Below are 12422 nucleotides of genomic sequence, written 5' to 3'. Positions count from 1 at the left end.
CTGAATCGAGCTGGCCGCTACGAACCGCGTTGCCGAGCGCACTGACCATACGCACGGTTCGGACCGGTTTGAAGCCGAATTTGCTGCTGCACCGCCAGAAAACTGTGCTGCAGCGCACTTTTGCCGGCACTCGGCCGCAGAAATTAAATCGATTAGTCTGGCTTTCTCTTGACTCCGGATCAATTCAGTGGCGTGATCAAAATCACCAAAGCGCTTTGGAAGACTCTACGAAAGGTTGCAGTTCCTTTCCGACTGAGTCACAGTCCTGCAGCGCCGGCGGACGGAATGGAGGTTTCGTTCGGTGTTTGTCACCACTGGGAGGGAATACCGATGAAGAAAATGCTTCTGCTGGGCGCTGCGTTTGCCACGCTTGCGCTCGCCATGCCGGCGCAAGCCGAATTGAAGTTCAAGCCGGGCGAAGATCCCCGTTTCAACTGGGCGAACTACGAAGAGCTCAAGAAAGTCGACCTCAAGGGCGAGACGCTGACGATCTTCGGACCGTGGCGCGGCGAGGACGAAGGGCTTATCCGCACCGTCCTCGATTACTTCTCCGAAGCCACCGGCGCCGAGATCAAGTACTCCTCGTCGGAGAATTACGAGCAGCAGATCGTCATCGACACGCAGGCCGGCAGCCCGCCCAACATTGCCGTGCTGCCGCAGCCGGGCCTGATCCAGGATCTGGCATCGAAGGGCCTTTTGACGCCGCTCGGCGAAGACACGGCCAACTGGGTCAAGGACAATTACGGCGCCGGCCAATCCTGGGTCGACCTCGGCACGTTCAAGGACAAGGACGGCAAGCCCGGCTTCTTCGCCTTTCCGTATAAGGCCGACGTGAAGTCGCTGGTCTGGTACTCGCCGGACAATTTCGAGGAAGCGGGCTACAAGGTGCCGAAGACGCAGGAAGAGCTTGCCGAGCTCGAAAAGAAGATCATCGGCGACGGCGGCACGCCATGGTGCATCGGGCTTGGTTCGGGCGGCGCCACCGGCTGGCCGGCGACCGACTGGGTCGAAGACATCATGCTGCGCACCCAGACGCCCGAGACCTACGACAAATGGGTGAAGAACGAAATTCCGTTCAACGATCCGGCAGTGGTCAACGCCATCGACATTTTCGGCAAGATCGCGACCGACGACAAGATGGTCGAGGGCGGCGCCAAGGCGGTTGCGGCGACCGATTTCCGTGACAGCCCGAAGGGCCTCTTCTCGGTGCCGCCGAAATGCTATCTGCACCACCAGGCATCGTTCATCCCGACCTTCTTCCCGCAAGGCACCAAGATCGGCGAGGATGCCGACTTCTTCTATTACCCGCCCTACGCCTCCAAGCCCGAGCTCGGCACTCCGGTGCTCGGCGCCGGCACGCTGGCCATGATCACTAAAGATAGCAAGAGTGCCCGCGCGTTCATCGAATTCCTGAAGCTGCCGCTCGCTCATGAGATCTGGATGGCACAGGGCGGCTTCGTGACGCCGTTCAAGTCGGTCAACAAGGACGCCTATGCTAGCGACGCGCTGAAGAAGCAGGGCGAGATCCTGGCCAACGCCTCGACCTTCCGCTTCGACGGGTCCGACCTGATGCCGGGCAAGATCGGCGCCGGTGCGTTCTGGACCGGCATGATCGACCTGGTCGGCGGCAAGTCCGCCCAGGACGTCGCCACTGACATCCAGAAAAGCTGGGACGCGATCAAGTAAGCGGCCGGCTTGAGTTCCCAATGTGATGTGGTCCGGGCCGCAACCGGCCCGGACCCTACCCGGTGCTTGGCGTCGCGTCGATTGTCGTGAGTACAACACATTCCGGCATGACGCGCGCCCAGTGACCTGCTTTCCGGCTGGTCGCGCTCCAGACAACTGAATCGGCGCATGATCCCGTCGCCAAAGCCATTCTCGACTGGCGGATCCGTGCGCAGGGGGAGGGACCCATGGCGGCTCAGATTTTTTCCGCGATATTCGTCATCATCATCGGCGTGGGCGGCTGCGTCGCCTATTTCTGGGGCGCCAACAAGGCACTCGACACGATCTTTCCAGCACGCGGCGTTTCCGGCAAGGCGGCGATTAACAATCTGCGCCGGCAGGGGGTGATCCGACCCTGGCTGTTCGTCGGCCCGGCGATGATCATCCTCACCATTTATCTGATCTACCCGGTGGTGGAGACGCTGAGGCTGTCGTTCCTCGATCGCGGCGGCGCCCATTTCGTCGGCTTGGCCAACTATCAATGGGCGTTCGGCGACCGCGAGTTCCGCAACTCGATCCTCAACAACATCATCTGGCTGGCGGTGGTGCCGGCCGCCTGCACCTTCCTCGGGCTGATCATCGCCGTGCTCACCGACAAGATCTGGTGGGGCACCATCGCCAAGAGCCTGATCTTCCTGCCGCTGGCGATCTCGTTCGTCGGCGCCAGCGTCATCTGGAAATTCATCTACGAATATCGCGGCGACGGGCAGACGCAGATCGGTCTGCTCAACGCCATCATCCAGTATTTCGGCGGCCAGCCGCAGGTCTGGATCTCGCTGCCGTTCTGGAACAACTTCTTCCTGATGGTCATCCTGATCTGGATCCAGACCGGCTTTGCCATGGTCATCCTGTCGTCGGCCTTGCGCGGCATTCCGGAAGAGACGCTGGAAGCCGCCGTCATCGACGGCGCCAACCCTTTCCAGATCTTCTGGAAGATCATGGTGCCGCAGATCTGGGGCACCATCGCCGTGGTCTGGACCACCATCACCATCCTGGTGCTGAAGGTTTTCGACATCGTGCTGACCATGACCAACGGCCAGTGGAACAGCCAGGTGTTGGCCAATCTGATGTTCGACTGGATGTTCCGCGGCGGCGGCGATTTCGGCCGCGGCGCCACCATCGCCATCATCATCATGATCGCGGTCATTCCGATCATGGTCTGGAACATCCGCCAGGCGAACAAAGAGACGGAAGGGCATTGAGATGGCCGCGTCGACCGGAAAGTCCTTTGTCAGCCGTTTCGGCGTCCACATCGCCGTCTTCATCTTCGTTGCGATCTGGACGATCCCGACGCTCGGCATTCTGGTCTCGTCGCTGCGCGACAAGGATCAGATCATCGCTTCGGGCTGGTGGAACTCGTTCACCAGTTCCAGCCAGACGGAAGCCGGCCGGCTGCCGCCAGCCTCGGCGCAGGTCGAGAAGGAGGGCAAGTTCGTCCTGCAAGGCAATATCTTCGGCGACGGCCCGGCCCGCAACATCAGCGCCTTTGGCGTCAAGTCGGCCGCGCCGACGCAATATCCCGCCGGCACGACAGCCGATCTCGGCGACGGCGTCACCCTGCAGCTCAATGCCGACGGCAGTTTCGTCATGACCTCGCCGAAGGCTTTCGAAAGCGAACGCGGCCAGCGCGTCTATTACGCCTCGTCGGCGCCGCCGAAATTCACCACCGACAATTACGACACGGTGCTGTTTTCGGAAGGCATCGGCCGCTCCTTCATGAACTCGCTGACCGTCACCATTCCGGCGACCGTCATCCCGATCCTGATCGCCGCGTTCGCCGCCTACGCGCTGGCCTGGATGCGCTTTCCCGGCCGGGCGCTGCTCATCGCCGTCATCATCGGCCTCCTGGTCGTGCCGCTGCAGATGTCGCTGATCCCGCTGTTGAAGCTCTATAACGGCGTCGGCAGCTTCTTCGGCGTGCCGTCGAAGACCTATCTCGGCATCTGGCTGGCGCATACCGGCTTCGGTCTGCCTTTCGCCATCTATCTGTTGAGGAGCTATATCGCCGGCCTGCCACGCGAGATCATGGAGTCGGCGCGTATCGACGGCGCCAGCGATTTCGAGATCTTCGTCAAGATCGTGCTGCCATTGTCGTTCCCGGTGCTGGCCTCGTTCGCCATCTTCCAGTTTCTCTGGGTGTGGAACGATCTGCTGGTGGCGATGGTTTTCCTTGGTACCGAGGGCGACCAGATCGTGCTGACCGCCAAGCTCAATGCGTTGCTCGGTTCGCGCGGCGGCGACTGGGAGATCCTGACGACATCGGCCTTCGTCACCATCATCGTGCCGCTGATCGTGTTCTTCTCGCTGCAGCGCTATTTCGTCCGCGGGCTGCTTGCCGGCTCGGTGAAAGGAGGTTGAGATCATGCAATCCGCTTTGAAGGCCACCCCGAAGCCAGATCTCGCTATAGATCGCGACTGGTGGCGAGGTGCCGTGATCTACCAGATCTACCCGCGCAGCTATCAGGATTCGAACGGCGACGGCATCGGCGACCTCAGGGGCATGATCGGCCGGCTGGCCTACATCGCCTCGCTCGGTGTCGACGCCATCTGGATCTCGCCATTCTTCAAATCGCCGATGAAGGATTTTGGCTACGACGTGTCGGAGTATTGCGATGTCGATCCGATGTTCGGCACGCTGGCCGACTTCGACGCGCTGACCGCAGAGGCGCATCGGCTTGGCCTCAAGGTGATGATCGACGAGGTGCTCTCGCACACCGCCGACATCCATCCCTGGTTCAAGGAGAGCCGCTCGAGCCGGACCAATCCAAAAGCCGACTGGTATGTCTGGGCGGATGCCAAGCCGGACGGCACGCCGCCCAATAACTGGCTGTCGATCTTCGGCGGCTCGGCCTGGCAGTGGGACACCAGCCGCCAGCAATATTACCTGCATAATTTCCTGGCCGAGCAGCCCGACCTCAATTTCCACAGCCGCGCGGTCCAGGACGCGCTGCTCGACGTCACCCGCTTCTGGCTGGAGCGCGGCGTCGACGGTTTCCGCCTCGATACCATCAATTTCTACTTCCACAGCCAAGGCCTGGAAGACAATCCGCCACTGCCGCCCGAGCAGCGCAACGACCAGACGGCGCCGGCCGTCAACCCCTACAACTACCAGGACCATCTCTACGACAAGAGCCGGCCTGAAAACCTCGGCTTCCTCGAACGCTTCCGCGCCTTGCTCGACGAATACCCGGCGACGGCCGCGGTTGGCGAGGTCGGCGATTCGCAGCGTGGGCTGGAAGTGGTGGCGGCCTATACGGCCGGCGGCAAGCGCGTGCATATGTGTTACTCCTTCGACTTCCTGGCGCCGGAGAAGATCAGCGCGGCAAAGGTACGCTCGGTGCTGGAAACCTTCGGCAAGGTGGCCAGCGACGGCTGGTCGTGCTGGGCCTTCTCCAACCATGACGTGATGCGTCCCGCCTCTCGCTGGGCAGCCGGCGAGCCCGACCCGACCGCCTACCTCAAGGTCATCTCGGCGCTGCTGATGTCGTTGCGCGGCTCGGTCTGTATCTATCAGGGCGAGGAGCTCGGGCTCAGCGAGGCCGAGCTCAGCTTCGAGGATCTGCGGGACCCATACGGCATCCGCTTCTGGCCTGAATTCAAGGGCCGCGACGGCTGCCGTACGCCGATGGTTTGGGACGGCGCTGCCCGCAATGGCGGCTTCTCGACGGCAAAGCCCTGGCTGCCGGTGCCCAGCAAGCACCTTGCGCAAGCCGTCAATGTGCAGCAAGGCGACGACGGCTCGCTGCTCGAGCACTACCGGCGCTTCCTGGCTTTCCGCCGCGCCCATCCGGCACTGGCCAAGGGTGATATCGAGTTCATCGAAAGCGAGGGCGACACCGTCGCCTTCACCCGCCGTGAAGGCAACGAGCAGATCGTCTGCGCCTTCAATCTCGGAGCAAAGCCTGCCGAAGTCGATCTTGGCGGCCGCTCATTGCAGCCCTTGCCGGGACACGGGTTTTCGGGACAGACTGGCGCCGGCACTATCCGCCTCGGCGGCTACGGCGCCTGGTTCGGGCGTATCGACTGAATTCAAGGAAGAACTGGAGGGTACCATGGCCGATGTCACGCTAAGGCAAGTGAGGAAATCATATGGCAATCTCAACATTCTGCACGGCGTCGACCTCGACGTAGAGTCGGGCGAATTCATCGTCTTCGTCGGTCCCTCTGGTTGCGGCAAGTCGACCTTGCTGCGCTGCATCGCCGGGCTGGAGGAGATCACCTCGGGCGAGCTCAAGATCGACGGCGAGATCGTCAACGACGTGCCGCCGTCAAAGCGCGGCATCGCCATGGTGTTCCAGTCCTATGCGCTTTATCCGCACATGACCGTCTACGACAACATGGCCTTCTCGATGAAGATCGGTAAGGAAAGCAAGGCCGAGATCGACAAGCGGGTGCGCCAGGCGGCCGAGATCCTGCAGCTGACCAAATATCTCGATCGCCTGCCCAAGGCGATGTCGGGCGGCCAGCGCCAGCGCGTCGCCATCGGCCGCGCCATCGTGCGCAATCCCAAGGTTTTTCTGTTCGACGAACCGCTATCCAACCTCGACGCGGCGCTGCGCGTCGCCACCCGCATCGAGATCGCCAAGCTCAAGGAGTCGATGCCGGCCACAACGATGATCTACGTCACCCACGACCAGGTCGAGGCGATGACGCTGGCCGACCGCATCGTGGTGCTGAAGGAAGGCCATATCGAACAAGTCGGCACGCCGATGGAGCTCTACAAGCGGCCCGGCAATCTGTTCGTCGCCCAGTTCATCGGCTCGCCGGCGATGAACATCCTGCCGGCGACGATCGACAAGACCGGCAACCCGACGGTCGTCAGCCATGTCGGCGGCCGCAAGGCAACGGTGCCGATCGCAACGCCTGCGTCGGCGAAAGGTGCTGCGGTGAGCTTCGGGGTGCGGCCGGAGGATCTGATGATTGCCACCGGCGCCGACTATTTGTTCGAAGGGACGGTCGATTACGTCGAGCAGCTCGGCGAGGTCCAGCTCGTCTATGTCGACATCGGCCGCGCCGACCTGCCGCTGGTGACCAAGCTGCCGGGCAATGTCGAGGTCAAGCGCGGAGCGACGCTGCGGCTGACGGCGGACGCCGGCGACCTGCATATTTTCGACGCGGACGGGCGCTCTTTCGCGCTCCATGAAGCAGAAGCAAAGGCGGCTTGAAGCAGGCGTTCTTCCGCCATGCAAAAAACAAGAGCGGCGGGCATGGCCCGCCGCTCTTGTCTGGAATTCCAGTTCGGCCGTTAGAGCGGTTCATCGTTTCACGGAACGCCGAACCGCTCTACCTCTTTGTTTTGACGCAATTCCGGACGGAAAACCGTTTCACACTTTTCCTGGAATTGCTCTAGTTGTTGCCGAAGAGGTTGCGGTCGGCGCCCTGAGGCGCGGACTTGGGCACATCGCCAGACGAATTCAGCAGCTTGTAGACCGGCGAGTTGCTGTCACGCACCGAATACGTCTGCGTCTTGTCGACGTTGACGGTCGACTGCTTGTTGATGTCGGTCCCGCCAACATTGTCGTTGCGGGCATAAGCGCTGCCGGCGGCAATCAAGAGAGCGGCGGCAGTAAGAACAATCTTTTTCATTTGGATACTCCTGGATTTTCGAATCAAACGGCGGGCATGCCGCCGCCTTGATGGTGGGATCGGCTGTTAGTTGTTGCCGAAGAGGTTACGGTCGGCGCCCTGGACAACCGGCTGCTTTTCAGCCTGGTCCGACGTCTTGACGGAAGCCGTGTAGGAGCTGTCGACCGAGACAGCAGGCTGGTTGGCTCCGTTGGAACCAAAGTTGTCGCTGCCCGCGAAGGCGCTGCCGGTGATGGCCAAAACGGCGGCGGCAGCAAGAACGATCTTTTTCATCTTAATACTCCTGAATTTTTCAGATCCCCGGACGGCGGATATGCCCGCCGCCCTGATGCTGGGATCGGCTGTTATTTGTTGCCGAAGAGGTTACGGTCGGCGCCCTGGACAGGCTGCTGGTCAGCATGAGCCGGCTTCTGAATGGAAGCCGTATACGAGCTGTCGACCGAAGCGGCAGGCTGGTTCGCACCCTTGGAACCAAAGTTGTCGCTGCCAGCGAAGGCGCTGCCGGTGATGGCCAAAACGGCGACGGCGGCAAGAGCGATCTTTTTCATTTTAGTACTCCAGTATCTCAGTTTTTCCGTCCGTCCAGCGGCGTGTCTTGGGAGGAATTCGCGTCGTTCGGACAGCCCCGATGTGGGAAAGGCGATGGCCAGTTTCCAATCACGAAGTTGTTTGGTGTGGACCAAGAATCTACACCTTGAAATTGTGCCAGAGATTCCCTCCGCCACAATTTTATTGCTAAATATCAAGTAGATAGCCCATAGTATCGGTCTGGCTGCAAGGTGACTTGGGGAGGCAGCGTTCACAGCGTCCTGCACGCATTGTCAACAGAAACGAACCGTTCGGTTCGATTTTTTAAACCGATAAAAGTCGCAGCCGAGGTTCTTTGTCGAATCGTTAACCATTTCGGCCAAACGCGGCGTCGGCGTTGCGGCTGCTTTTGGCCTGCTTTATGCCGCCCAACGAAGGCAGCAACCGGGCAAGCAGAACCGGTCAGACCCCGTAGCGTTCGGTGCGGATGAGTGCCGCAGGCACCCCGGCATCGATCAGTGTCTCGGCGGCGGCTGTCACGAATGCGTTCGAGCCGCAGACAAAGGCGAGCTTCGGCGGCACGGGCAGCCTCGTCATGGCTTGCACCATCATCGCGGCGTCGACCCGCCGCGCATGATCTGCCGGACGGCGGGCCGGCTCGCGCGTCAGCGTCAGCACCAGGTCGAAGCCATCCCGGCACTCGGCGAGGTCGATCAACTCGTCGCGAAAGATCACCTCGTCCCAGACCCGCGCCGAAAACACCAAGGTGGCGGCGACCAGCGATCCCCGCATCGCCCGGTGACGGATCATCGACATCAGCGGCACCACGCCCGACCCGCCGCCGACGAGCAGGAGCGGTCCGCCATCGCCGTCGGACCAGACGAAATGGCCGCCGAGCGGCCCGCGCAATTCGACCTCGTCGCCCACCGCCGCGATCTCGTGAAAGAACGGCGAGACCTCGCCGTCCTCGAGTTTTTCAATCGCCAGCTCGATGGTCTCGCCGGTCTCCGGCGCCGAGGCGATGGAGTAGGAGCGGCGCGCCTGATAGCCGTCCGGCGCCGTCAACCTGACATCGACATGCTGTCCGGCGCGGTAGACGAAGGGCCGCGACGGCTGCAGGAAAAAGCTGGTGACGCGCGGCGTGCGCTTTTGGATGCGGGTGATGGTGACCGTCTGCCAGGGCGACTGCGCCGCCGGTGCGTCGCTCATGGATCGTTCGTGTAGCGCTGCTCGCGCCACGGATCGCCATAGATATGATAACCTCGCAATTCCCAGAAACCCGGCTCGTCACGTTCTGTGAACTGCAGCCCGTTCAGCCATTTGGCCGATTTCCAGAAATAGAGATGCGGAACGAGCAGCCGGGCCGGGCCGCCATGATCGGGGGTGATCGGCTTGCCTTCATAAAGCAGTGCCACCATCGCCTTGCCGCCGGTGAGATCCTTCGTCGGCACATTGGTGGAATAGCCGTCGAAACCCAACGCCAGCGTGAAGGCGGTGGGCGGCTCGATGCCGGCGTCGGCAAGGATGTCGTCGACGAGCACGCCCTGCCACGCCGTGTCGAACTTGGTCCATGCGGTGACGCAATGGATGTCGCGTGTCATCTTGGTCAGGGGCAGCGCGTTGAACTCGGCCCAGTTCCACTTCTTGATCGGCCGCGGCCCGTGCTTAAGCGTGAACGACCAATCCTCGGTGCGGACATGCGGCGTCGGGCCGGCCGACAGGACCGGGAAACCTTGCTCGAGATATTGCCCCGGCGGGATACGTGCATCCGTATCCGTCGGCGGCTTTCGTCCGGAAGAGAAGCCTCGGGTAACCATCGAGAATATCCGTTTGCGCAAGGTCCAATCGACCTTTGTCAGTTTTCTCGAAGACGCGTGCGCGGGCAACCGAAATCTTGGCTCCGGCCTGGCGGCAATGCTCTACACCGATCTTGGCAGCGCGGCGCCCGCTTCAGCCGCTGGCGAAGGGGACGGCGACGAACATCTGGGCGTCGCCACGCTCGACAAGCAGCAGCACCGATTTCTTGCCAGATTTGGCAGCCTGCACAATCGCCTGGTTAGCCTGCCTGGCGTTCCTCACCGGATGCTGGTCGACGGCGACGATGATGTCGCCGGGCTGGATGCCGGAAGCCGATGCCGCCTTGTTCGGGTCGACGCGCTCGACCAGCGCGCCGTGCTGGTTGCCTGCCAGGTTCATTGCCTGGCGCACATCCGGGGTGACATCCATCAGGCCGAGACCGAGCGCCGGTGCGCGAAGGCCCTGCTCCGTCGACGGTTGACGCCGATCGCCGGTCACCGATCCCGTTGCCATGTCGTCTTCGTTGCGCCCGACCTCGACGGAGATCTGCAGGCTTTGCCCCTGGCGCCAGGCATTGAGGGTTTCCCTCGTGCCGGGCGCAACGTCGGCGACGGCGCGCGACAGATCCCTTGGATCCTTTATGTCGCGGCCGGCGAAACTGGTAATGACGTCGCCGGTCTCGATGCCGGCCTTGGCGGCCGGCGATCCGTCGCTGACCTGCGCGACCAGCACGCCGGCTGGGTGATCGAGGCCGATGGCGCTCGCCATGTCAGGCGTCACCGGCTGGATCTGGACGCCGAGATAACCGTACTGGATGGAGCCGCCCTTCATCAGCTTGGCGACGACCTTTTGCGCCTGGTCCGAGGGGATGGCGAAGCCGACGCCGACGCTGCCGCCATTCGGCGAAAAGATCGCCGTGTTGATGCCGACGACATTGCCGTTCACATCCGTTAGCGGGCCGCCGGAATTGCCCCGGTTGATCGGGGCGTCGATCTGGATGAAGTCGTCAAACGGCCCGCTATGCAGGTCGCGGCCGCGCGCCGAGACGATGCCGGCCGTGACCGTAGTGCCAAGGCCGAAAGGATTGCCGAAGGCGAGCACCTGGTCGCCCGGCATGAGCTTGTCGGAATCGCCCCATTTGATGATCGGCAAGGGCTTGCCGGCTTTGACCATGAGCACGGCAAGATCGTTCTTGGCGTCATGACCGATCAATTTGGCGGGAAGCTCGGTGCCGTCGTCGAGCGTCACCTTGATCGACTGGGCGCCGTCGACGACGTGATTGTTGGTGACGATGGTGCCGTCGGCGCCGACGATGAAGCCTGAGCCGAGGGCCTCGGTGCGCGGCGCCTGTTCCGGCGGTGTCTTGGGGGCGGGCTGTCCCTGGTCATCGAAGAAATGGCGGAAATAGTCGTCGAAAGGCGAGGTTCCGCCAAAGGGAGAGGCGTCGCTCATGGTGTCCGGCTGTTGTACTTTCATGACCGTCGTGATGGTCACCACTGCCGGTTTGTCGGCCGCCACGACCGGAGCGAACGAACCGCTGGGCGCCGTCATGCCGGTGACAGGTGGGGTCACTGTTGCCGCCAGGACATCATTCAGCCTGGGAGCGAGGGGCAGGGCGAAGGGGCTGACGATCAGTGCGGCGCCCAGCAGAGCGGCGACGCGATGTCTGCGAAGGGTCTGGATTGGTGACATGGCCGTTGTCCGGGCGAGAGATTGATCGGGCGCCGCAGCGTTCCGTCACCGGAACGCTCTATCGGCGTGTCGGCCTTGCCTGTCTCGCCTGGCACGGCGGCCGACCGGATCGACAGCCCCGCATCTAGGGCGCCGATCGTGGTTTCCAGATAATATTACGAAGATTTAATTTCCGGCTGGCAGCCGCCTTGCCGGGCTGGCGCCGAAACCCGAAAACAAAAACCCGCCTTGCGGCGGGTCGTTGGGGCGAATCAGCACCATACCCAAATTACTAGCATAGCTGCCGGCACAAAGCAAGAACAAAATAGCTGCGCAAGACAAATCGCTTCAGATTTGCGCCGCCTCAGCCGAGGCCTCCTATTCGCCTTTCCAGTCGGTCCGGCTGAGATAGGTGGTGGCGATCTCGCGCATCCGCCTGCCGTCGAAGCTCGGTCCATGGCCGCCATGGCCGATGCGGATCGGCAGCTCGAGCAGGCGCTGCATCGTGCGGCGATAGGCGGCACGATCCGAATCCGGCAGGTCGTCGATCAGCATGGCGTCGTAGATGGCGTCGCCGGCGAAGAACAGGCCGTCAGCCTCGTCGAACAGCGCGATCGAATCCGGAGAGTGGCCAGGCAGATGCAGGACGCGGAATTGGCGGTCGCCGAGGTCGATCCTATCGCCCTCGTCCAGGGTCCGGGCCAGAGGCGCGGGCTGAATCCTGTAATCGGCCGCCTTCCAGCCCTTTGCCGGCAGCCTGGAGACGGCGCCTTCCAGATCATGGAACATGTAGGCGTAGGTCACCGCTTCATCCATGCTGTCGAACTGTGCGGCGCTGTGGCGCGGCCCTGCCCGCAACGGAAACTCGTGCAGCGAGCCGACATGATCGAGATGGATATGCGTGGCGACGACGAGCAGCGGCTTGCCGGACGGCGTGTCGATCTGCGGCGCCAGCGGGCAGATCCCCATGCCGGTGTCGACCAGCAGGTCGACATCGCGGCCGCGCAGATGCCAGATGTTGGCGCGCACGAATTCGTGCACGAAGGGCTCGGTCAGCATCGTCGTCTTGGCGTCGACGATGGTTTTGCTGAACCAGCTGTCCATCAGATCAAGGC

Annotated in this window: 13 protein-coding genes; 6 read left to right on the top strand and 7 right to left on the bottom strand. The window is 62.3% G+C overall.

Annotated elements, in window-relative coordinates:
- Window positions 1-330: 330 nt before the first annotated feature.
- From NKI17_RS06495 to NKI17_RS06470, 6 genes are all read left to right on the top strand, one after another.
- Window positions 331-1686 (top strand): ABC transporter substrate-binding protein, encoded by a 1356-nt coding sequence (locus tag NKI17_RS06495; protein ID WP_352905536.1) that lies wholly within the window; start codon window positions 331-333, stop codon window positions 1684-1686.
- Between the two features lie 227 nt (window positions 1687-1913).
- Window positions 1914-2927 carry a carbohydrate ABC transporter permease gene (locus NKI17_RS06490; protein ID WP_023680221.1) on the top strand — a complete coding sequence of 338 codons (1014 nt, stop codon included), beginning with the start codon at window positions 1914-1916 and terminating at the stop codon, window positions 2925-2927.
- 1 nt (window position 2928) lies between these two features.
- A complete protein-coding gene (locus tag NKI17_RS06485; RefSeq protein WP_023680222.1) occupies window positions 2929-4083 on the top strand; it encodes a carbohydrate ABC transporter permease in 1155 nt (384 codons plus the stop codon).
- Window positions 4084-4087: 4 nt separating this feature from the next.
- On the top strand, window positions 4088-5752 hold the full coding sequence (bglA, locus tag NKI17_RS06480; protein ID WP_352905535.1) for a beta-galactosidase BglA: 1665 nt from the start codon (window positions 4088-4090) through the stop codon (window positions 5750-5752).
- Window positions 5753-5777: 25 nt separating this feature from the next.
- Window positions 5778-6890 (top strand): ABC transporter ATP-binding protein, encoded by a 1113-nt coding sequence (locus tag NKI17_RS06475; RefSeq protein ID WP_352905534.1) that lies wholly within the window; start codon window positions 5778-5780, stop codon window positions 6888-6890.
- Window positions 6887-7075, top strand: a complete 189-nt coding sequence (locus NKI17_RS06470; RefSeq protein WP_352724632.1) for a hypothetical protein — start codon at window positions 6887-6889, stop codon at window positions 7073-7075. The genes NKI17_RS06475 and NKI17_RS06470 overlap by 4 nt, the downstream gene beginning before the upstream one ends.
- Here NKI17_RS06470 and NKI17_RS06465 read toward each other — a convergent pair.
- From NKI17_RS06465 to NKI17_RS06435, 7 genes are all read right to left on the bottom strand, one after another.
- Complete coding sequence (locus NKI17_RS06465; RefSeq protein ID WP_352590877.1) at window positions 7072-7311, bottom strand: DUF680 domain-containing protein; 240 nt, start codon at window positions 7309-7311, stop codon at window positions 7072-7074. The two genes, NKI17_RS06470 and NKI17_RS06465, sit on opposite strands and share 4 nt — an antisense overlap.
- A 66-nt stretch (window positions 7312-7377) precedes the next feature.
- A complete protein-coding gene (locus NKI17_RS06460; RefSeq protein WP_023680226.1) occupies window positions 7378-7584 on the bottom strand; it encodes a DUF680 domain-containing protein in 207 nt (68 codons plus the stop codon).
- 71 nt (window positions 7585-7655) lie between these two features.
- Window positions 7656-7859: a DUF680 domain-containing protein gene (locus NKI17_RS06455; protein WP_352697184.1), complete on the bottom strand. Its 204-nt coding sequence runs from the start codon at window positions 7857-7859 to the stop codon at window positions 7656-7658.
- Window positions 7860-8301: 442 nt separating this feature from the next.
- A complete protein-coding gene (locus tag NKI17_RS06450) occupies window positions 8302-9048 on the bottom strand; it encodes an FAD-binding oxidoreductase (protein ID WP_352905533.1) in 747 nt (248 codons plus the stop codon).
- Window positions 9045-9656, bottom strand: a complete 612-nt coding sequence (locus NKI17_RS06445) for a molybdopterin-dependent oxidoreductase (protein WP_023680229.1) — start codon at window positions 9654-9656, stop codon at window positions 9045-9047. The genes NKI17_RS06450 and NKI17_RS06445 overlap by 4 nt, the downstream gene beginning before the upstream one ends.
- Window positions 9657-9789: 133 nt before the next feature.
- On the bottom strand, window positions 9790-11328 hold the full coding sequence (locus NKI17_RS06440; protein ID WP_352905532.1) for a DegQ family serine endoprotease: 1539 nt from the start codon (window positions 11326-11328) through the stop codon (window positions 9790-9792).
- Window positions 11329-11685: 357 nt separating this feature from the next.
- Window positions 11686-12411 carry an MBL fold metallo-hydrolase gene (locus tag NKI17_RS06435; RefSeq protein WP_352568425.1) on the bottom strand — a complete coding sequence of 242 codons (726 nt, stop codon included), beginning with the start codon at window positions 12409-12411 and terminating at the stop codon, window positions 11686-11688.
- Between the last annotated feature and the right edge of the window lie 11 nt (window positions 12412-12422).

It is taken from the genome of Mesorhizobium sp. M0816 (assembly GCF_040320005.1).
Lineage (GTDB): Bacteria > Pseudomonadota > Alphaproteobacteria > Rhizobiales > Rhizobiaceae > Mesorhizobium.
The sequence above is the reverse complement of the archived record's forward strand: the minus strand, read 5'-3'. Positions and strand labels throughout refer to the sequence as shown.